Source organism: Mycolicibacterium hippocampi (assembly GCF_010723735.1).
Classification (GTDB): Bacteria; Actinomycetota; Actinomycetes; order Mycobacteriales; family Mycobacteriaceae; genus Mycobacterium; species Mycobacterium hippocampi.
In genome coordinates, this window is the sequence record NZ_BLLB01000002.1 from 1,243,248 (window position 1) to 1,261,298 (window position 18,051).

The window sequence follows — 18,051 nt, forward strand, 5'->3', positions numbered from 1 at the left end:
GCGGTACCGTGGTGCTTTGCTGGCCGGGCTGACGACGATGTTTGCCGCTCCGATCGACGGCAACACCCCGCAGCGTTGTGACGGGAGACGAGATGAAGCGCTGGGTGGTCGCAGGATTGGCCGGCCTGCTGATGGCCGCACAACCGCTCGTCTCGGCGCCGCCGGCCGACGCAGGCTGCCTGTACGGAGGACCGGTCATCAGCAAGTGCGACGGACCGATCCAGCCGGACGGCACCTGGCAGCGGTGTGTGGCCGTGGCCAAGATGATTCCTCGCGGCGCCAGTTCCTATCTGGCGCCCGAGAGGCGCTGCGAACTGCTGGGTCCCGGCCAGCCGCCGCGGGATCCCGGCTTCGCCGACCCGGCGATGCACATCGCGGGCTGAGCAATCACGCTACGGGTGATACGGCACGCCCACGGCCCGGAACACGAACTCCGGCGGCACGTCGAACGCCAGCGAGGTCCGTGGCAACCGGGTCAGCACGTCGGCGGGGATGTCCGCCTTGTAGTGCAGGGACAGTTCGCCGGAGAAGCGCGGATCCACAGCGGCCACGTCGACGTCGAGGGTCAGCCCGGTGGCCGACAGTTCGGCGGCCACCGCACCAGTCTGCGCGGCGTCCCAGCGGTGGTCGACGGTACGTCCGGCGAGTTTGGGCACCGAGGACAGCGTGGCCAGGACGCGCTGTTCGGTGAGCACCAGAGCACCGACGTAGCTGGCCAGGCTGCCCGAGGAGCGCAGCCCCGGCACCGAGCCGTGGAAGCGGCGGGTCACCGCCACATACTCGGCGGCGAACAGCAGTCCCTCGGCCTCGACCTGGGCGCGTAACTCGCCGGGGAGCTTGCCGATACGGAACAGCTTCCGGAGTAATACGGCCATGAACGCACGGTAGCTCAGCCGCACGCAGTCGTGAGGAGGCCGTGGACCGGCGGGTGGTACAGCTTGTCTGGTGAGGGCGCACCGAGGCCTGCTGGCCGGCACCGCGGTATTCGCGGTCGGAGTCTTCGCCGTCCTGTGGCTGGGTTACGCCTGGCAGTGGACCTGGCTGGCCCGGGTCGACGCGGCGGCGCTGGAACCGATGGACCGGCTCGGCGAGGCGTATCCGGGTTGGGCCACGGCGTGGGACGTCTTCTGCACTGTGCTCGGGCCGGGCGCCTTCCGGCTGGTGACCCTGGTGGTGATCGTGGTGGCACTGGTCCGCCGACACGTCCGCATCGCGATGTTCCTGGTGATCAGCGTGGAACTCAGCGGCCTGGTGACCGAGATCGCCAAGGCGCTGGTGGACCGGCCGCGGCCGGACACCGCGATGGTGTCGGCCCTCGGGTCGTCCTTCCCGTCAGGACACGCGCTGGGCGTGATGGTTTCGGTGCTGGCCCTGCTGACGGTCGGGCTCCCGGTCGTCCACGCTTCTCGACGGGCGTGGCTCATCGCCCTGGGCGTCGTCGTGATCGTCACGATCGGAGTCGGCAGGGTCGCGCTCAACGTGCACCACCCGTCCGACGTGCTCGCCGGTTGGGCGCTGGGTTACGCGTATTTCGTGGCGTGCTTGCTGTTGGTGCCGCCTGTCCGGACCGTCACGCAGTCGGCCGGAACACCGGCAGCGCACGGTAGCGAACGCTGAAGCTGGCCTTGGTCACCTCGCTGCCGACCTCGCCGTCCAGCGCCAGGATCGTCGGCCCGTCCATTGCCTCGAAGGAGAACTCGGGCACCCGCATCTCGTGATAGAGCGGGCTGCGCTCCAGTCGGCCCAGCGCGAGCGACGTGATGATCCGCAGTGTGCTCAGTCGTCGCCCGGTTTCCAGGATCCGGACGTCGATGAGGCCGTCGTCCATCCGCGTTCGCCGCGACGGGGCGAACCCCGACGGGAGGTAGATCGAGTTACCCAGGAAGAACATCGACGTCTGCAGTGTCTGGTTGTCGAAGGCGATGCGGACCGGTTCGCCCCGGCGCAACGTGTGGAACATCGCGTAGATCCCCGCCAGCGGTTTACCGATTCGGTGCTCGAGCTTCTCGCGCTTCTGCACGAACCGCGGATACGCGCCGATGCTGGCGGTGTTCACCACCATCTGCTTTTCGTTCAGGCACACCAGATCGACGCAGGACACGTTGCCGTCCTGGATCGCTGCCACGGTGCTGGCGGTGGTGTCACAGCCGATGTCCTTGGCGAAGTGGTTGAAGGTGCCGGCGGGAAAGACCGCGAGCGGCACACCGGCCTCGACGGCCACCGCCGCCGCGGCCGCCACGGTTCCGTCGCCACCTCCGATGGCGAGGACCTCGGCGTCCTGCGCGGCCGACCGCAACACCTGCTCGACGTCGTCGTCCTCGGTGAGCTCGACGATCTTCGCCTGCGGCAGCGCCTCGTGGACCTCGTCGAGGACCCGAGCGCCGGTGCCGCTGCCCGAGGCGGGGTTGACGACCAGCGTGACTCCCGCCCCGTCGGGGCGGGCCGGCGTGTCCACCCGCAGCGGCGCGGCGGTGGCCGGCATCCGGGGCTCGACGATCGGCGGAACCACCCGTGCGCCCAGGACCGCGATGCCTGCGCCGATGCCGAAGCCGGCCAGCACGTCGCCCGGGTAGTGCGCACCGGTGGCCACGCGGGACATTCCGACCAGCCCGGCGAGCAACGAAAGGCCCAGCCCCAATGGCGGGTTCTCCAACCCCACCCCGACGCCGAAAGCCGCCGCACTGGCGGAATGACCCGATGGCAGCGAGTTCGACGTGGGGAACCGGCGGGTCTGACGGGCCAGTGGCACCAGCAGACGGCTCGGGCGCTCCCGCCGCCAGACGCGCTTGGCGCCCTGGTTGGTGACCAGGCTCGTCACCGCCAGCGTGAGCACTCCGCGGACTGCGCCGCGCTTGGCTGACGGGCTGCCGAACACTGTCAGGCCCGCCGCGATCGCGAACCAGAGCTTGGAATGGTCGGCGGCCCTGGTCAGGCGGGGCATCATCTCGTCGATCAGGGGGCTGGGGGACTCGGCGATCGCCTCGAAGACCTCACGGTCCAGGGTGCCCAGGCCTTGGCCGATCTGCCGAATTCCGCGGTGGCGCCGTCGCACTGGCAGCAGTTCCATGACGCCAACCTAGCGGCAATGCAGCCTTGACAAGTTTATTTGTCAAGGAGACGATGAGTTGCATGCTCGACCTCGAGGTCATCGACGATCCGGCCGCCGCGGTCAGCGCGCTCGATCCGATCCGCGGCAGGCTCCTCGCCGAGCTCGCCGAACCCGCGTCGGCGGCCGCGCTCGCGGCCCGCCTCGGGATCGCCCGGCAGAAAGTGAACTACCACCTGCGAGCGCTGGAGGAGCACCACCTCGTCACCGTGGCCGGCGAGCGACGCTGGGGCGGACTCACCGAGCGGCTCCTGGTGGCCACCGCGTCGTCGTACGTCGTGTCGCCCGGAGCGCTCGGTCCGGTGGCGATCGACCCCGACCGGGCAGCCGACAGACTGTCGGCCAGCTATCTCATTGCGCTCGCCGCTCGGGCCGTGCGGGAGGTCGGTGAACTCTGGGGTGTCGCCCGGCAGAAACAGAAGCGGTTGGCGACGTTGTCGATCGACACCGCGGTCACCTTCCGCACCGCCGCCGACCGCGCTGCCTTCACCGATGAGCTGACCCACGCCGTCGCCACGCTGGTGGCGCGCTACCACGACGAAACCAGTGCGCGCGGGCGCACCCACCGGGTGGTGCTGGCGGCCTACCCGATGCCGACACCAGGAGGTACGTAGAGATGGCGCTGAAGAAGGACGACAACGGACGTCGCTGGGTCGAGATGGAATTTCTCGTACCGGGCACCCCGGAACAGGTGTGGCAGGCGATCGCCACCGGACCGGGGATGGCCGCCTGGTTCGCGCCGACGACTGTCGAGGAACATGTCGGCGGAGCGATCGAATTCGACTTCGGATGCGGGGCGACAAGTTCCGGGTTGGTCACCGAGTGGGATCCGCCGGTACGGCTGGGTTACGAGGAACACGGTTGGAGTGGTGAGGCGCCGCCGGTGGCCACCGAGGTGGTGGTGACGAGCCGGTCCGGCGATCGCTGCGTCGTGCGAATGGTGCACAGCCTGTTCACCGACCGCGACGACTGGGATGACGAACTCGAGAGCTTCGAGACCGGGTGGCCGGGGTTCTTCGAGGTGCTGCGGTTGTACCTGGCGCACTTCGCAGGTCAGCCGGCGGCCGGTGTCCGGGTGATGACCGTGCACCCCGGCGGACTGGCCGCAGCCTGGGCGTCGCTTGCTGCGGCGCTCGGACTGTCCGGTCTCGACGTCGCGAGTACCTGGCGGACACCTGCCGGCGTACCGCCCCTGGAGGGAATCGTCGAACGGGTGCACCAGGATTCGCAGAACCGGGAGGTGATGGTGCGCTTGGCTGCACCCAACCCGGGCGTCGCGGTGGTCGGCAGTTTCGGCACGGGAGAGCAGACCAGTGTGATGGTCAGCATCTACTTCTACGGTGCCGAAGCCGCCACCGTCGCGGCATCGGAAAAGGCGCGCTGGGAAGCCTGGATGGCAGATTTGGTGCCGGTCACTGGCCCCCAACGGTGAAACCCGCTCGGCCGGAACCGGATTGAAGCACGCAGCTGTCAGGCTGCTTGGTTTTCGGGTGGTGCGGGGCCGCCGGGTTCGCCGGGTTCGCCGGTGCGGGTCGCCTCGGCCGGTTCTGGGGCAGTCGGTTCCGGATCGGCCGGTTCGGCTTTTCCGGTGGTCTCTGAACGAGCGGGCTCTTCTGGTGGGTTTAGGAGTCGTTCGGGGAGGTGGTGGTAGTTGATCCGGGTTTGGCCGGTGTCCAAGGGTGGTGGCGGGATCCATTCGACCTCGCAGCGTTCGTTCATCCGGGTGCGCCAGCCGCCGTCGGTGTCCACAGCGCGGTTATCAGGCCCGCACGCCAAACCCATCTCGTCGACGTTGGTGTTACCGCCGTCAGCCCAGTCAGCGGCGGCGTGATGGGCCTGGCAGCCGTAGGCACCCACGGTGCAGCCCGGTTTGGTGCAACCCCCGTCGCGGGCGATCAGCATGATCCGCTGCGCCGGGGACGCGACCCGTTTCGCCCGGAACAACGCCAACGCCGAGCCGGTGGCTTTGTCGAACACCGCCAGGTGATGGTTGGCGTGCGCGCCCATCCGGATCACCTCGGCGATCGGCACCACCGTGCCCCCACCGCTGACACCGACCCCGGCGCGGGATTCCAGATCCTGCAGCGTGGTGCGGATGATGACCGCGACCGGCAACCCGTTGAGCGTGCCGAGTTCCCCGCTCATCAACGCGATCCGCCCCACCACCACCAGTGCGTCGTGCTGGCGCTGGGCCAGGCTGCGGTGATCATTGTCGATCTGGGCTTGCGACGGCGTCCCCGAGGTACAGGGTTCGGGGTCATCAGGGTTGCACATGCCCGGTGCGGCGTACTTGGCGAAGATCGCCTCCCACACCACCGCGGCTTCAGGGGACAACTCCCCGGCGACCGGGGTCATCGCATCACCGCGCTGCTTACCCAGCCTCACTCCGCGTTTGCGGGCCCGCTCGGCATCATCAGGGACCGGGCCGTCCTGATCGAGCAGAAACAACCTCAACGCGGCGGTATCTTTGAGATCCTTCGGTCCCACCCCGGCCGCGACCCGCACCAAATCGACCTCGAACTGCCCCCGGGTCGCGGCGTCGACAAACCCCGGCAGCCGGTTCACCGCGTGACGGATCACCGCGACATGCTCGGCGTTGATCAATCCCAACGCCCGGGCGGCCGCAGTCGCCGGCAGCGCTGCGGGCAACGCCTCGCCGGTCACCGCGCGCCGCGGCGCCAACACCGCCGCCTCACCCAGACGGCGGTGGGCTTCGCCATGGGAGATCCGCCACCGGATCGCCAACACGTCCTTCCACGACTTGGCACCCAGCTGCTGCGGAGTCGCCTCGACCTGCAACCGGGCCAACATCCGATCCCGCAACCCCGGCAGCTGACACCACAACGTCTCCAACTCATCGAGCGAGTCGATCAACTCAGACCGGGTCAACAGGTCGAGATCGCAGACGGCCACCACATCGAAAGCAGCCCGCAACGCGGCCACCGCCTCCCGCAACACCATCCCCGTACCCAACATGACTCGAACATACATTCGACCACCGACAATTTTCGCTCGCCGGCGCGACCCGATCGTGTCCGAAGCTTTACCGGGGATGCGGCTTCGATCCACCAGAATGGGGCAATGCGCCGATCGCTGATCTTGCTGTGCGCGACGGCGGTCTGTGCAGTCCTGACCTCGCTGGCTGCGCCGCACGCCGCGGCGGAGTTCACGCCCTGGTTCGCCCGTTCCGTCGGAGGTGCCACCCAGGTGTTGTCCGTCACCGGTGTGGGCGGTTCGGACGCCAAGATGGACGTGTGGCAGCGCACTGCCGCCGGTTGGCAGCCGGTGGACGGCGGTGTCGGCATCCCAGCCAAGATCGGCGCAAAAGGGATGTCGCCCAATCACTTCGACGGTTCGATGATGACGCCGAAGGGGATCTACACTCTGGACTTCGCGTTCGGCACCGAACCCAACCCTGGCGGTGGCCTGCAATACGTCCAAGTCGGCCCGGACCACTGGTGGGACGGCGACATGGAAAGCCCGACCTACAACACCATGCAGGTGTGCAAGAAGGACGAGTGTCCGTTCAACACCTCACTGAGCGCGGGCACCGAGAACCTGCAGATCCCGCAGTACGCTCACGCGGTGGTGATGGGCGTCAACAAGGCGCGGATCCCGGGCAAGGGCGGGGCGTTCTTCGTGCACAGCACCGACGGCGGCGCCACCGCCGGTTGCGTGGCGATCGACGACGCAAAGCTGGTGACGATCATGCGGTGGCTACGGCCGGGAGCGATGATCGCCGTCACCGAATAGCCTCACAGGTTGAGTGCGCGGCCTGCCTTGACCTTGAAGTTCAACGCCTCCAGCGACATCGAGGCGTCGTAGGTGCGGTCATATCCGGTCTCGCAGATCTTCCAGCCGGCATCGGTTCTGCGGTACCTGTCGTGGTAGAAGCCCGCGCCGATCAGCATGAAGTTGAAATCCGGCGCGATCACCCGGTCCTGCAGATACCAGGTCGCGGTGGCCTCGTCGCCGTCGACGGTGATCTCGGGGTGGTTGACGCGGTGCTCGGTGAGGATCTCGGGTCCCAGCGAGTTGCGCATGAAGCCGACGAGATCGTCGCGGTTGGTGAAATGGTGCTCCTCACCGATCGACTCGCCATACCGGCCGACGACGTCCTCGGTGAGGGTGTCGGCGAACTCGTCCCAGTGCTTGGTGTCGAGCGCGCGGAGATACCGGTACTTGACCTGCTTGATGTCATCGATGTCACCCATGGCGACATTGCAGCACACCGCGGCAACGCGGCATAGGGCAGAGTGTCTGAGCGGCCGGGATCGGTTCGGGCGCTATCGTGGCCTGGGTCATGACCGAACCCCTGGGGTTGTCCATCGGTAGCTATTACTCAAAATGCATAGCCGGTTCTCATGTGTACGTACGCAAAATGCCAGGTGACCGACATTCGGGCCGTGGAGCACAACGACCAGGCGGTTCCGATGGAGTACTCGAACATCATGTTTTACGCCGATGCGGTATGTGACTCAAGGGCAACCCCGCTAGGTTCCGGTCGAATAAGGTGACTATCGGGGTCATAGACCGCAACTCGTTAGGGGCTCCTGGTGTTTGGTAGAAGAAGAAGAGAACGTTCTCAACTAGGTCAGCAGTTGGATGCCAAAGGTGGATGGGGTGATTCGAAGGACCCGATGGTAGGCCTTTCCGAGGTCGCCAAACAGTCGGAGTTTGGTGAACCGGACAACCCATCGCCCTGGATCTCCCGGCAAGCAAGTCTGAACGATGGCGCGTCACAACCAGCAGGCTCTGTTGCAGCCACACTGGTTATGATCGCGCTGCTAATTATTTTTGTCGCCAATTCGGTCCCGACGGCCACCTGGCCCTTCATTGCCGTAATTATCGTTGCCTTGATCGTGGGAGTGACTGTCCTTTCGGTCACTATTGCTCTAACGTCTGTGTTTTGGCTGCGGAGCGCATCGAGAAACACCGAGGATGTTCGCTATAGGTCCAGCTCAACCTCCAGAGAAAGCTCGGACTGAGATGGCTTGGGATCCGTCCGAGATTCTGAGTTCACTCGCCCAAAAGGGGCTTTCGTCACGGCGTGTTGCCGCCGCCACAGCAAGTGGATACGTGATTGGTCTGGTCCCCGAAGCGTTCCTCGATTACGTACCGGATCTCGGCCCTGAGGATATGGGTACCGCAGGGGGGCTAGCTGGTTTTGTTATCTATGTATTGACAACTACACAAACAGAGTCTCGAGCACGACGCCAGCTTCTCCAGGCTTGCCTGCGCGGAGGCTGGCAAGAATTCGCCTTCGAGCTGAAAAGAAACGGCCGTGGTGACCTTGCCGATAAATTGAGGGCGATTCTCCAAATGTATAGACGTGATTTGATTTCGAGGCGTGATTTAGGCTTTGAACTGCGTCGGATCCAGCGCGAGTTTCTAAGCGGACAACGAGACGATGTCAATGACGAGGAGTGAATTCTTGCGCGCGGCCTCCCCGGCGATTTGCTGATCAGTTCGCATACCCGCCTCGGGCGGCTCACGACTCATTCTCGCTGTTCGATCTCATCTTGTCCCATTAGCACTGCCCGGTACCAAGCCTCTGGCGGAACGCTGATGGCACTCATGACGTCCACGGTGGGAGGTTCGTCGTCGTTGCGGACGCCTAATTTGCAGCGCAGGTGCGTCGTCAGATCGCTCATGTATTCATGTAGGCCGGACATGCAGCGGTCCTCGGCGGTCACCTCTGCATGCAGGAACCTGCCCGGCAGCTCGGAAATTTCCACGTCAAGGGGTGCGCGCTTGGCGCTGCGTCGTACTGTCATCGGTTCACCACCCGTAGTCGAGCGGACTTCGTGGCGCGCCGGCGCGTTTGCAAGAGCTTCTCGGCCTTGTCGGCGATGGCCTCGTCGGTGTCCGGTAGGCCCAGCCTGCCGAGCAGTTGGGCCAGGAGGCCGCGCTGGAATCGGACCTCGCTGATCAGCGGGTGGATGACCTTCTGCTGGGCGGAACCGAGCACAGTCAGCGGTTCCTTGGCCGCTGCCGTTTCGAGTTGGTGAATCCGGTCGGCAACTCTGCACGCCTGCGTCAACAGGGCCACCTTGTGCGGCTCGTTCTCCAGGTCGAACTCGTCGGTGACGGTTCTCCACAGCTTCTGGCCGTGGCCGTCGCGGCGTAGGCCGCTCGGCATTCTCAGTCTCATTCTTCCTTCTTTCAACGTGGCGAAATAGCCGCTGAGCTGCGGCTGGTCTAAAAATCGGAATCCGGTTTGCTCGCCGGATGGCTCACCCGCATTACCGGCCGGTCGAAGCCCCCGGGGACGGGGGGTAACCCCCGTGGGGCTCATAATTCGTGGGTCGCGGGTTCCCACGCCCGCGCGACCACAACGGCGGAACTACCACAAGGGGGCGCGATGGCCGTCGGCGACAAGGTCTGGCTCGTGACGGTTACAACCGAACCGGCCGAGGAGACTCCCGGCAACCCGACGATGACGGGTTACTTCATCCACGCGAGCCCCGACGGTGCCGCCGACCGGCTGCGGGAAGCGCTCGACGAATGCGGCGTAGACGACATGCCTCCCGAACTGTTCGAGAGCGAGTTCGAGGACGATGGGACGTACCACGGCAGCTTCACGATTGACGAGCAGCTCCTGTCGTACACAGTGGCGGAGCTGACGGTTGGCCACTAATCGCCGAACAGGTCGCCGTCGTCGCGCGTATGGTGGCCTCCGATGACCGCGGACGATCCCGAGATTGCAGATCCCCCCGGCGCAGTGCGCGTTGAGGGGTGGAGGGTCCAAGATGGCCGCCACGAACGGTTCGTCAGCTTCCAAGCCCGTGAAGGTACTGAACTCGAGGTCCACGTCACCGGCTTCCAGCAAGCTGACGGTCAGTACCGCGAGGTCCGGATCTTCGTCGGTGACTGCGAACTCGGCATCGATGATGTCGACACCGTGATCGGCGATCTCGTTGCCGCGCGTGATGAAGCACGAGCTCTTCACCACGCCGACTGATCGGCGCCGCAACCCATAGCATCGGTTCCACTTGCGCGTCGTGTACTCGTTACCTTTTCAAGCAGCTCGTGGGCGCACGACTATCGAACGATTATGTTGTGTCGGTTCGACATTGGAGTAACTCCGTTGGTAGCTGCGGATGGACTCTATCGGTGCCATGCCCTGCGGCGGATCGGGTCGTTGGTGACGCCGGTCGAAGAGCGCCCGACGCTCGTCCATCGAGTCGGTCCACAGCGTGCCGTCGTTCTCCAGGACCGCAGCGGCCCAGTGCTGACCGGACTGTTCCCACCATGTATCGAATGTCTTGCTCATCGGGTCAGAGGCCCTGGACGCGGCGACGGATCGCGGCTGCGTCGGCCAGCGCGGACAGGTTCAGCTCGTAGCCGTGCAGCACGGGGACGACGAACGGCGAGATCTCGGCGTATCGCTGCACCGAGTCGGGTCGCGGGACGGATCCCATCGCCGAGAGCCGACCGGCGGCGGCTTCAAGGGTGCGCCTTGTACCGGGGTGGCCGAGGATGCACGCGGTGAACATGTTGGTCGCGACGTTGTTGGAGTTGACAGGGCCGATCTCGTGACCGTGGTGGGTGGCGATCCTCTTGTATGCCTCCCACAGCGGTCGCAGTTGTCCCGATGCGGTTTTCCAGCGGTCGACAGCATCGCCTTGTGCGCGGGTGAAGCTGAGTACGTTGATCAACCTCGGATCTCCAAGGTCGGGGAGATTACCCGCGACCTCGTTGAGTTCGTGCTGTGCGACGACCGCGTTGAACTGGTCGACGATGGCTGACTCCCACGCTGGACTGGCGTCGTAGATCGCGGCGTTGAGCCGATGCACCGCTGCGTCGATCAGGGCGGTACCCGCTCCTTGGACGAAGGTCAGTAGGTCGGATGCGGCCTGGATGAAACCGTCTCGGGCGGTGTCGAACTCGTCCGCCTCGGCCGTCCGGAGACCGGACGCTGCGGCGTCGTAGTCGGACTGTGCGGCGTCGTGTGCACGCTCGGCGTCTTCGTAGATCTGAACCTCGGCTCGGACCTGTTGGGGAACGTCGATTCCGAGCTTGCTGATGGACTTCACGATGCCGAGGCTGCGGCGGTTGATTGTCGCGTTCTGCGTGAGCATGCTTCTCCTGGTTGATGTGGTGGATAGCGAGAAAGCCGCCCGAGTTGGAGAGATTCGCCTCTCCGCACCCGGACGGCCGTTGCGTCGGTATTGAGTTGTAGGTGGCCGACTCGCTACGTCTTCGAGCCGGGGTGCACCCAAGTTGTCCGACTGCTGCTGTTGCTGAGCTGCTCGGCGAAGAACTGAGCGAACTCTGCGCCGGGGTCCTCGGTAGTGGACTCGCCTGTAGCCGAACGGTGTCCGGCCTCAAGGACGGTGAACAGTTCGTGTAGCGATGTTTTGGTAGTCAACGACTTTGACCCTTCTCGATGTTGAGCGTGCTGTTGGATCCGGCCAACTTGCGTGTCGTCGCTCACGTTGCCACCGTCTTCAGTGCGCCGACCAGTGCCAGTGCTTCCCGGCAGCGCTGTCGATATCGCGCGCCAGCATCGCGGTTGCATCGCTTGCAGTACCCGGACGGAAGCCGGTCCTGCGGACCACGAATGCGGTGGCCGTTACGGCATAGTTCGCCCATGACGTTGCCACCTTCCTTTCATTTCTAATGGGTGGTTGCCAAACAAAAAGACCCCCGGCACCTTTGCCGAGGGCGTGGGCTGATCCGGGCACAAGAAAGCCCCCGACCATCACGGCCGGGGGCGATCTCGAAGCGACATCAACCCGAACAGAACGAGGCGCACCGGAAAGGCAGCATCCCGGTGCCCCTACACTACTAGGGAACCAACGGACCGCTTATACGCCCTAAGCGGCCCGCTAGCAATGTGTCATTCGTCACTAGTCGGGTCTGCCTGCGAGAACGTGCGTCCGATAGAGCTTCATTCCGTCGAATACGCCGTCGAACACGTTGTGGTGGTACGGCTGTGGCGCGGCGTCCGACTTGCTGATCGGGATGCCGAGGCCGGTTCCTACGAGCAGGCGGTCCCGAAGTTCCGGGTGATCCACCGCCCGCGCGGCGATGTTGCCGGTCGAGTCGCCGTAGTCGGTATCCGGCCCCCGCCCGAGGGGTACCGAGCCCGCACGCCAGAACTTCAACCACGGGTCAGCGGCCCAGCACGGCACTGTCCACGGCACCACCGCGCCCGTGGGCAGGCGCGCCTGTGGCCCGGTGCTCACCTGTCCGCAGGGCACGCCGTACGCGGCGGAGTAGGTCGACAACACCCGCCTGCCGCTAGCACGTGCGCGGCGGTAGCGGCGACGGCTGTTCTTTCCGTCCAACTGACAGCGCGCAGAACAGTATTCGGCCTGTCCGCCGATACTGCGCTGTACGAATCCCTCATGGTCACGCGCTAGATTGAGCCGGGTCCCGCACTCCCGGCACACCTCAAGGTGGTCGGGGTCGCTGTAATCCTCGAACCCGTACGCGCCGCCTGTCTCGGCGTGGAGATCGAGCAGCGAGCCTGACTCCATCTGAACCGACCGATCGCGGTCGGCGCTGTCGTAGGTATCCGAGCCCGCGACGCTGCTCGGGTGCCCGCCACGGTTGTCTTCTGCGGCCAGAGCACCGTCGCCGTGGATGCCACGGTTTCGATACCACCGCTTGCGGTCGTCCCAGCACTGCCCGGGTTTGAGCTGCCGGGGTAGCGACTGCCTGCGCCGCTTCGGCTCGGCCAACTCGGCCAGTTCGGGATGGCTGTTGATGAACAGATTCCACCGATGACGCTGTGCGGGATCGTTCTTCAACTCCCGCATCGCGGCGAGCATGTCGGGGTCGATACTCACAACATCCCCCATTCCGTTCTCGTCGTGGATGTCCTTCGGCGCGAGCGCTGGCCTCTGCGTCGCTGTTTCTGCGGACCTGGGTCGGCTAGGTCCCGCTGATCGCCGAGTTCAGCGAGCCTGGCCTGAAGCCGCACCTGGTAGTCCTCCCACTCGGCGGTCTGCGCGAACGGGTCGGGACAGGTACCGAGTTCGGCCCGGGCGACCCGTTCCCGGATCTCCCGCTGTCGGCGCGCTTCTCTTTCTGCGGCGAAGCGCTCCTCTTGCTCGCGGTCCCACTCGATGTGCGCCTGAACCTTGGCCGAGTACCAGGCTTTGCGTTGGGTGAGGTTGTTGGCCTGGTCGATCGCGAACGTCGACCGCAACGATTCCCGGTAGCCCGCCACGCCGAGCCGGTCCGCCACGGCGTCCAGGTCGGCCGCAGGCGTCAAGCCTTCCCGATCCAGCACAGTGAAGGCCCTGCCGACCGTGCGGGTCGACAGTCCCAGTAGTTTCGCGATGTCGGACACGCTTCGGTCCGGCATCACACTGCGAATAGCGTGGACCCACCCGGCCACCGGGCCGAGCGCGCCCCGGGCGCGGGTGAATACGTCGTGCGGGCGTAGGTGGGCGGACAAAGAACACACAAATAAGTCATCCCGGGATGTGTTATTTGTGTGCGTTTTGTCCTTCCAGTCGAGGTGCAGCTCCACCTTCCGCAGCGACCGCCCCCGGCCGGTGAGCGTGATCAGCCCACGGTCGGCCAGCGCCCGCAAGGCGCGGGACGCGTTCTTCGGATGCTGAATGCCAGCGGTTGCCGCGAGGAACCGTGCCGAGCAGTCGAACGAGTAGGCACCCCGATCCACCGCCACCGACACCAGCGCCAGCGCGGCCATGCGGTGGGTGATGCCTTCCCTCGACGGCCACGACGCGAACAGCACCCTGCACATCAACTGCCGCGCCCGATCCTGGATGGACCGGACGCCGTCGACCGCCACCGGAGGCTCGTAGATGTCCTGCGCCCACTCCCACTGCCGGGACAGCAGCTTGTCCAGGTTGCTCGGCACCCTGTCGAACTCCGAGCGGTCGCGCAGCTGTCGGCCCAGATCCGAGCGCAACACCATGTGCTCGTAGTCGACCTCGGTGAGGTCATGGCGTATGCACGCCAGGGCCACCACGCCGAGCGCCTGCGGGGGCCAGTTGCCCCACGCATCGCCCTGTCCGGACAGCCACGCCAGCGCTTGCGTCTCCGAGTCAGGTAGTCGATCGGACATCGTTGCCCCCCAGGGCAGCGTCGATCTGGCCGCGCAGCTCGGCCAGCTCGTCGTTGTTGAACAGCAGGAAGGCCGATGTGCCGGCCTTCCCGATCTTGTGGGTCACCTCCGAACGCTTGGCGTTCCAGTGCGTGTGGAGGACGGGACTGTGTGCGCCTGCCGTCATTCCGGCACCTCCGGGATGTGCAGCTCATACGTCCACATACGGCCGTCGATGGCGACCGGCCGCAGGAATCCACGCAGTTGCAGCCGGAACGTCGCAGTGTCGAGCTGCTCGGTAGTGATGTCGGTGGGTGCGCCGACGATGTGCAGCGCCGCCAGCACGTCCGCAGGCGTCGCCTCCGGGTGTGCGCCGATGGCGTCGAGCCAGTCGAAGTTGTCCACGCCGCTGGGCGCGGTCTTCGTTGATGTGGTCATGTGTCGGTCTCCTTCAGTCGGTTGTTCGGGCTATGCGTTGCTGTCGCGGACGTGCGCCACTGCCATCGGCAGCGCGAACGCTGCGGCGGTCGCGAACTCGTCGTCTCCCAATGCTTCGAGCGCCTTCACGCCTTCGTCATGGGCGACGGACGCGCGCTCAGGATCGATTGCCTTCTCCCGTTCCACGCTCTTGCAGAAGGTCCGAACCAATCTGCGAACAGTGGCCCGCATGATGCGTCCGCCTTCATCGGCGTTCATGCCGCGCCAGCCCGTTGTTACGTCGCCGTCTGAAACTTCCAGTTCCACTGCGGCATACACCGCCGCGTTCCATGCCGTTGCGCCGTTGGGGTGAACAACAGCGTCGAAGTCCTCTGCGGACGCGCGCCCGTCTTTGCTCATGCGATCGGCCCAGTTCATGTCTTCTCCTATCTCGTGGTGGCTGTGGCGGCTGTGGTGGTCGGGGTGGCCCGTCTGCCTCCCGGCGATGGACCCACCCAGCGGTCAGAGCGTGGACATGGCGTTGGCGTAGGCGTCGCGCAGCCCCGAGCGCAGGTCGATCCCTTGCCGCTCGGCTACGTCCAGCACCGGGGCCAGGACGTGCCGCGTCATCATCGAGAGCGCAGACGCCGCGACGTACCCGAACTGGTCGGGTCCGATGCGGTCCAGCCACTGGGCCGCTACCGCGTCGGTCTTGGCGTCGTCACCGGCCGATTCGGCGAATGCGTACATCAGCAGCGTCGCGTTCGATTCCAGATCATCGACGTTGATCTGGCCGATTGCCGTCCCGTCGTCGGCTACGACGTTGATTCCGGTCGTTTCAGTCATTCGGGTTCTCCTCGGGTTGTCGGCGGCAGCGCGTCCCCGCTGCCGTGGGGTCGCTCGGTTTGAGCGGCGTCGGCGATGACGTTCATGCCGGGGCTGTAGCCGTCGCACTTCTGCCGTAGTTGCATGTGTCCGCTGCGACCCTCTCGGGGTCCGGCCTGCCGGGATCTGTGGTCCCGGCGGTTCCTCGCCTCCGTCGTCATCGTTGACAACATCGACAGTAGCAACCACAGCATGTTGCGGCAAGACATGTCGAGGCGCGACATGACAGGACTCGACATGTTTTGCTAGGCTCGGGCGCATGACCAGCGCAAAGAACGGCCGATCGGTGATGCAGCCGATCGGAGACGATTGGGTCGTGACAATGGAATGGCCGGACGGCGTCGAGGACGGCGGGCCGGCCCGGCTGGTCATCGAGCCAATAGGCAGGATGCCGGTCGGCGGCCTCTCATCTACGGTGCTGCGCCGAATCAACTTCCGAAGCGCCATCGAGAACGTCCGCGAACAGATCGCTGCATCGGAACGTCGCAACAGCGAGCACGAAGCCATTCGCGAATTCGAGCGCGAGCAACTACGGACGGCGCTCCGCGAGGGCATCACCGAGGCGTACCTCGCGCTGTTGTCGTGGCACTACGTGCAGGCCGCAGAACGCGGCCAAGCCAACATCAACAACTATCTAGCCGAGATGCTTGGCAAGCCCGTGGGCACCGTCCGCGGCCATCTAATACGCGCACGCCACGACGGTCTTCTGTCAGGCAGCCACGGACGCAAAGGCGGCGAACTCAGCCCCGAAGCCCAGGCGTTGATAGAGCCTTACGCGAAACGGTGGCTCGACGAAATGGACAAGATCGTTCACGGCAACCGCGCGCACATCGCTGGCGCTGAAACTTGACATCGCACCAGGAAGGGAACCCACCGACCGTGAAAGCGTGGCTCGATGGCGTTGCCGCAGATCTTGAGCTCCTCGCGGAGCTATTCGCCGAAGGCGATATCAGAGTGGTGCGAGATGGTGCCGATTACTATCTCACAGCTCCTGACATCGACAATCCGCCACCTGATACTAGGTTCCACTCGGCAGCGACAGCCCGACTACACGATCTTAACGGCCTTGCACGGCTCGAGGACATCGCCTTTCGTCCCGTCGGCCTCAGTGGCAAATACACCGACGGCGAGCGCGTGCATCATGTGGTCTCGCCCGCGCCCGCCCGCCTAACACTCCGAATGGGCAGACCGAAAGCGACGATCACCCGCGCAGATGGCACAGTCGTCCCCGATCCTCCCTCACCGTGGCCGAGCCGCGCCGAACTCGTAGCGTCCCGTCGAGCGGTCGCCAGGGTTATCCGAATCACTGCACGCAACGAAGATCTGGACTGGTACGACCTCTACAAAATCCACGAGATCATCAGAGACGACATCAAATCGGAGGATATCGGAGTAGAGGGGTGGGCGAATAAGATCGAGGCCCTCGGTTGGGCAACCAAGGCAGAGGATGGGGCGTTCACAGCTTCCGCGGATCGGTACGACATCAGCGGCGAAGATGCACGCCACGCGGTAGATAAGCACCCGGAACGACCGAAGCGCACCATGAACCTGCATGAGGGCCACGCGTACATCAAAAGGCTGGCAAAGCGGTGGATGGACTACCGCATAGCGGCAAGGTAATCGCCGCAACCGCACGAGAGGAACCGATGCAGATACTCGCCTCGGCGCTGCCGGGGTTTCGTGACCTGCGGGCACCACTAATTGCGGGTTACCTGTGGCTGCTCTGTTTGTGGACTTTGGTCAAGCCGAATATCGCGGTTAGGCCTGCAAACGACATTGCCGCTTCGATCTACGACCTCGCCGTAGCCACAGGCCCGATCTGGATTGGCCTGGCCGTCAGCGTCGGCGCGTATCTCGTGGGCTCAGTTTCGCAGATACTATCGCCTGTTGTCCGCCTCGTTACCCGCCGCACGGTTAATCGCGCCGCACGCCTGTTGGGTGGAGCCTTGTACGCGTTGTACGCTGCGGCGCAACTGGGCTGGGCGCGAGTAAGGCACGGAATCCGTCAACGCTCAGTCTCCGCTATAGGAAAGTTGACAATTGCGACCGATTTTCAACCCTCGCTAGCCGCTAAAGCACTCAGTTTGCGCCTGATCCCACCACCGCCAAAATGGTCGGATAATCCAGCACTAACCAGGCATCGGTTTGCCGCCGACGAGAAGTTACGTAAGCTCGAAAAATCAGCGCCGGCAGGTTGGGTGTCTGAACACAATATCGAAGAGCTGCGAAACGAACTCAGTGACAGGTATCAGAGGGCCGCGGATCAGCTGCGGGATGAAATGTCTCTTCCCGCAACACTTCTGGTTGGAGAGAACCCCGCACTCTTCTCCGAAGCCGATAGGCTAAAAGCGGAGGGAGAACTAAGGCTAGCGCTCGTTCCGCCTATTGCGGCAATAACAGTATTGCTCTCGATATCACACACGCCTATCTGGCTCTGTCTTTTCGTCGCACTTATTATTATTGCCGCCCAGGGCCTGGACCGCGAGCACAAGTTTCAAACGCTCATGGACGGCGCTTTGCGGCAGGGTCAAATAATTGCACAGAGCATCGAAGAATTTAAAAGCTGGGTCGACACAATCCCGGCAGAATGAGAGTCACCCCTTGTATGGCTGGC

General features: G+C 64.8%; 25 protein-coding genes. 11 read left to right on the plus strand and 14 right to left on the minus strand.

Annotated features, from left to right (window positions below):
- Window positions 1-92 precede the first annotated feature (92 nt).
- Window positions 93-383 (plus strand): CDGP domain-containing protein, encoded by a 291-nt coding sequence (locus G6N53_RS07010; protein ID WP_163887823.1) that lies wholly within the window; start codon window positions 93-95, stop codon window positions 381-383.
- A 9-nt stretch (window positions 384-392) separates the two neighbouring features.
- Here the strand turns inward: G6N53_RS07010 and G6N53_RS07015 are convergent, their stop codons facing one another.
- Complete coding sequence (locus G6N53_RS07015) at window positions 393-875, minus strand: hypothetical protein (RefSeq protein WP_163887824.1); 483 nt, start codon at window positions 873-875, stop codon at window positions 393-395.
- 70 nt (window positions 876-945) lie between these two features.
- On the opposite strand from G6N53_RS07015, the gene G6N53_RS07020 reads away from it, so the two are divergent.
- Window positions 946-1,617, plus strand: a complete 672-nt coding sequence (locus G6N53_RS07020; RefSeq protein ID WP_205390321.1) for a phosphatase PAP2 family protein — start codon at window positions 946-948, stop codon at window positions 1,615-1,617.
- Here the strand turns inward: G6N53_RS07020 and G6N53_RS07025 are convergent.
- Window positions 1,571-3,067 (minus strand): bifunctional phosphatase PAP2/diacylglycerol kinase family protein, encoded by a 1,497-nt coding sequence (locus G6N53_RS07025; RefSeq protein ID WP_163887825.1) that lies wholly within the window; start codon window positions 3,065-3,067, stop codon window positions 1,571-1,573. The genes G6N53_RS07020 and G6N53_RS07025 overlap by 47 nt on opposite strands.
- Before the next feature lie 62 nt (window positions 3,068-3,129).
- Here G6N53_RS07025 and G6N53_RS07030 point away from each other — a divergent pair, with 62 nt between their 5' ends.
- Both G6N53_RS07030 and G6N53_RS07035 read left to right on the plus strand, forming a co-directional pair.
- On the plus strand, window positions 3,130-3,720 hold the full coding sequence (locus G6N53_RS07030; protein ID WP_163895572.1) for a helix-turn-helix domain-containing protein: 591 nt from the start codon (window positions 3,130-3,132) through the stop codon (window positions 3,718-3,720).
- Between the two features lie 2 nt (window positions 3,721-3,722).
- Window positions 3,723-4,538, plus strand: coding sequence for an SRPBCC family protein (locus tag G6N53_RS07035; RefSeq protein ID WP_205390322.1), 816 nt, complete (start codon window positions 3,723-3,725; stop codon window positions 4,536-4,538).
- A 38-nt stretch (window positions 4,539-4,576) separates the two neighbouring features.
- On the opposite strand, the gene G6N53_RS07040 is transcribed toward G6N53_RS07035, so the two are convergent.
- Window positions 4,577-6,097, minus strand: coding sequence for a DUF222 domain-containing protein (locus G6N53_RS07040; protein WP_163887826.1), 1,521 nt, complete (start codon window positions 6,095-6,097; stop codon window positions 4,577-4,579).
- A 90-nt stretch (window positions 6,098-6,187) separates the two neighbouring features.
- Between G6N53_RS07040 and G6N53_RS07045 the strand changes: the two genes are divergently transcribed.
- Entirely contained in the window at window positions 6,188-6,859 is a 672-nt protein-coding gene (locus tag G6N53_RS07045; protein WP_163887827.1) for a L,D-transpeptidase family protein, read from the plus strand.
- Window positions 6,860-6,861: 2 nt separating this feature from the next.
- Here G6N53_RS07045 and G6N53_RS07050 read toward each other — a convergent pair whose 3' ends face one another.
- A complete protein-coding gene (locus G6N53_RS07050; RefSeq protein ID WP_163887828.1) occupies window positions 6,862-7,320 on the minus strand; it encodes a nuclear transport factor 2 family protein in 459 nt (152 codons plus the stop codon).
- 775 nt (window positions 7,321-8,095) lie between these two features.
- On the opposite strand from G6N53_RS07050, the gene G6N53_RS07055 reads away from it, so the two are divergent.
- Entirely contained in the window at window positions 8,096-8,536 is a 441-nt protein-coding gene (locus G6N53_RS07055) for a hypothetical protein (protein WP_163887829.1), read from the plus strand.
- Window positions 8,537-8,604: 68 nt separating this feature from the next.
- On the opposite strand, the gene G6N53_RS07060 is transcribed toward G6N53_RS07055, so the two are convergent.
- Together G6N53_RS07060 and G6N53_RS07065 are read right to left on the minus strand one after the other, a co-directional pair.
- Complete coding sequence (locus tag G6N53_RS07060; RefSeq protein WP_163886472.1) at window positions 8,605-8,883, minus strand: hypothetical protein; 279 nt, start codon at window positions 8,881-8,883, stop codon at window positions 8,605-8,607.
- Window positions 8,880-9,248, minus strand: coding sequence for a hypothetical protein (locus G6N53_RS07065; RefSeq protein ID WP_237166446.1), 369 nt, complete (start codon window positions 9,246-9,248; stop codon window positions 8,880-8,882). Before G6N53_RS07065 ends, G6N53_RS07060 begins: the two co-directional genes overlap by 4 nt.
- 222 nt (window positions 9,249-9,470) lie before the next feature.
- Between G6N53_RS07065 and G6N53_RS07070 the strand changes: the two genes are divergently transcribed.
- Complete coding sequence (locus G6N53_RS07070; protein WP_163887830.1) at window positions 9,471-9,746, plus strand: hypothetical protein; 276 nt, start codon at window positions 9,471-9,473, stop codon at window positions 9,744-9,746.
- Between the two features lie 42 nt (window positions 9,747-9,788).
- Window positions 9,789-10,070: a hypothetical protein gene (locus G6N53_RS07075; protein ID WP_163887831.1), complete on the plus strand. Its 282-nt coding sequence runs from the start codon at window positions 9,789-9,791 to the stop codon at window positions 10,068-10,070.
- 316 nt (window positions 10,071-10,386) lie between these two features.
- On the opposite strand, the gene G6N53_RS07085 is transcribed toward G6N53_RS07075, so the two are convergent.
- The 8 genes from G6N53_RS07085 to G6N53_RS30425 all read right to left on the minus strand — a co-directional run bounded on the left by G6N53_RS07085 (window position 10,387) and on the right by G6N53_RS30425 (window position 15,523).
- Complete coding sequence (locus tag G6N53_RS07085) at window positions 10,387-11,190, minus strand: hypothetical protein (protein WP_163887833.1); 804 nt, start codon at window positions 11,188-11,190, stop codon at window positions 10,387-10,389.
- 771 nt (window positions 11,191-11,961) lie between these two features.
- A complete protein-coding gene (locus G6N53_RS07090) occupies window positions 11,962-12,906 on the minus strand; it encodes a hypothetical protein (RefSeq protein WP_163887834.1) in 945 nt (314 codons plus the stop codon).
- Window positions 12,903-14,156, minus strand: coding sequence for a helix-turn-helix domain-containing protein (locus G6N53_RS07095; RefSeq protein ID WP_163887835.1), 1,254 nt, complete (start codon window positions 14,154-14,156; stop codon window positions 12,903-12,905). The genes G6N53_RS07090 and G6N53_RS07095 overlap by 4 nt, the downstream gene beginning before the upstream one ends.
- Complete coding sequence (locus G6N53_RS07100) at window positions 14,137-14,322, minus strand: hypothetical protein (protein ID WP_163887836.1); 186 nt, start codon at window positions 14,320-14,322, stop codon at window positions 14,137-14,139. The genes G6N53_RS07095 and G6N53_RS07100 overlap by 20 nt, the downstream gene beginning before the upstream one ends.
- The gene (locus G6N53_RS07105; RefSeq protein ID WP_163887837.1) at window positions 14,319-14,573 is read right to left on the minus strand and encodes a hypothetical protein; all 255 of its coding nucleotides are present in this window, start codon (window positions 14,571-14,573) and stop codon (window positions 14,319-14,321) included. Before G6N53_RS07105 ends, G6N53_RS07100 begins: the two co-directional genes overlap by 4 nt.
- 30 nt (window positions 14,574-14,603) lie before the next feature.
- Window positions 14,604-14,990, minus strand: coding sequence for a hypothetical protein (locus tag G6N53_RS07110; RefSeq protein WP_163887838.1), 387 nt, complete (start codon window positions 14,988-14,990; stop codon window positions 14,604-14,606).
- A gap of 84 nt (window positions 14,991-15,074) precedes the next feature.
- On the minus strand, window positions 15,075-15,398 hold the full coding sequence (locus G6N53_RS07115) for a hypothetical protein (protein WP_163887839.1): 324 nt from the start codon (window positions 15,396-15,398) through the stop codon (window positions 15,075-15,077).
- Window positions 15,395-15,523, minus strand: a complete 129-nt coding sequence (locus G6N53_RS30425; protein WP_264063547.1) for a hypothetical protein — start codon at window positions 15,521-15,523, stop codon at window positions 15,395-15,397. The genes G6N53_RS07115 and G6N53_RS30425 overlap by 4 nt, the downstream gene beginning before the upstream one ends.
- A 173-nt stretch (window positions 15,524-15,696) precedes the next feature.
- Between G6N53_RS30425 and G6N53_RS07120 the strand changes: the two genes are divergently transcribed.
- Genes G6N53_RS07120 through G6N53_RS07130 form a run of 3 tightly spaced genes read left to right on the plus strand, consistent with a single transcriptional unit; the run spans window position 15,697 to window position 18,028 of the window.
- A complete protein-coding gene (locus tag G6N53_RS07120; RefSeq protein ID WP_163887840.1) occupies window positions 15,697-16,287 on the plus strand; it encodes an RNA polymerase sigma factor in 591 nt (196 codons plus the stop codon).
- 29 nt (window positions 16,288-16,316) lie between these two features.
- A complete protein-coding gene (locus G6N53_RS07125) occupies window positions 16,317-17,057 on the plus strand; it encodes a hypothetical protein (RefSeq protein ID WP_163887841.1) in 741 nt (246 codons plus the stop codon).
- 26 nt (window positions 17,058-17,083) lie between these two features.
- On the plus strand, window positions 17,084-18,028 hold the full coding sequence (locus G6N53_RS07130; protein WP_163887842.1) for a hypothetical protein: 945 nt from the start codon (window positions 17,084-17,086) through the stop codon (window positions 18,026-18,028).
- The last annotated feature ends 23 nt before the right edge of the window (window positions 18,029-18,051 follow it).

Bases quoted from the DNA above. Each gene is read 5' to 3' on its own strand.
- G6N53_RS07010 (WP_163887823.1), top strand. From the start codon at position 93: ATGAAGCGCTGGGTGGTCGCAGGATTGGCCGGCCTGCTGATGGCCGCA.
- G6N53_RS07015 (WP_163887824.1), bottom strand. From the start codon at position 875: ATGGCCGTATTACTCCGGAAGCTGTTCCGTATCGGCAAGCTCCCCGGC.
- G6N53_RS07025 (WP_163887825.1), bottom strand. From the start codon at position 3,067: ATGGAACTGCTGCCAGTGCGACGGCGCCACCGCGGAATTCGGCAGATC.
- G6N53_RS07030 (WP_163895572.1), top strand. From the start codon at position 3,130: ATGCTCGACCTCGAGGTCATCGACGATCCGGCCGCCGCGGTCAGCGCG.
- G6N53_RS07035 (WP_205390322.1), top strand. From the start codon at position 3,723: ATGGCGCTGAAGAAGGACGACAACGGACGTCGCTGGGTCGAGATGGAA.
- G6N53_RS07040 (WP_163887826.1), bottom strand. From the start codon at position 6,097: ATGTATGTTCGAGTCATGTTGGGTACGGGGATGGTGTTGCGGGAGGCG.
- G6N53_RS07045 (WP_163887827.1), top strand. From the start codon at position 6,188: ATGCGCCGATCGCTGATCTTGCTGTGCGCGACGGCGGTCTGTGCAGTC.
- G6N53_RS07050 (WP_163887828.1), bottom strand. From the start codon at position 7,320: ATGGGTGACATCGATGACATCAAGCAGGTCAAGTACCGGTATCTCCGC.
- G6N53_RS07055 (WP_163887829.1), top strand. From the start codon at position 8,096: ATGGCTTGGGATCCGTCCGAGATTCTGAGTTCACTCGCCCAAAAGGGG.
- G6N53_RS07060 (WP_163886472.1), bottom strand. From the start codon at position 8,883: ATGACAGTACGACGCAGCGCCAAGCGCGCACCCCTTGACGTGGAAATT.
- G6N53_RS07065 (WP_237166446.1), bottom strand. From the start codon at position 9,248: ATGCCGAGCGGCCTACGCCGCGACGGCCACGGCCAGAAGCTGTGGAGA.
- G6N53_RS07070 (WP_163887830.1), top strand. From the start codon at position 9,471: ATGGCCGTCGGCGACAAGGTCTGGCTCGTGACGGTTACAACCGAACCG.
- G6N53_RS07075 (WP_163887831.1), top strand. From the start codon at position 9,789: ATGACCGCGGACGATCCCGAGATTGCAGATCCCCCCGGCGCAGTGCGC.
- G6N53_RS07085 (WP_163887833.1), bottom strand. From the start codon at position 11,190: ATGCTCACGCAGAACGCGACAATCAACCGCCGCAGCCTCGGCATCGTG.
- G6N53_RS07095 (WP_163887835.1), bottom strand. From the start codon at position 14,156: ATGTCCGATCGACTACCTGACTCGGAGACGCAAGCGCTGGCGTGGCTG.
- G6N53_RS07100 (WP_163887836.1), bottom strand. From the start codon at position 14,322: ATGACGGCAGGCGCACACAGTCCCGTCCTCCACACGCACTGGAACGCC.
- G6N53_RS07105 (WP_163887837.1), bottom strand. From the start codon at position 14,573: ATGACCACATCAACGAAGACCGCGCCCAGCGGCGTGGACAACTTCGAC.
- G6N53_RS07110 (WP_163887838.1), bottom strand. From the start codon at position 14,990: ATGAACTGGGCCGATCGCATGAGCAAAGACGGGCGCGCGTCCGCAGAG.
- G6N53_RS07115 (WP_163887839.1), bottom strand. From the start codon at position 15,398: ATGACTGAAACGACCGGAATCAACGTCGTAGCCGACGACGGGACGGCA.
- G6N53_RS30425 (WP_264063547.1), bottom strand. From the start codon at position 15,523: ATGCAACTACGGCAGAAGTGCGACGGCTACAGCCCCGGCATGAACGTC.
- G6N53_RS07120 (WP_163887840.1), top strand. From the start codon at position 15,697: ATGACCAGCGCAAAGAACGGCCGATCGGTGATGCAGCCGATCGGAGAC.
- G6N53_RS07130 (WP_163887842.1), top strand. From the start codon at position 17,084: ATGCAGATACTCGCCTCGGCGCTGCCGGGGTTTCGTGACCTGCGGGCA.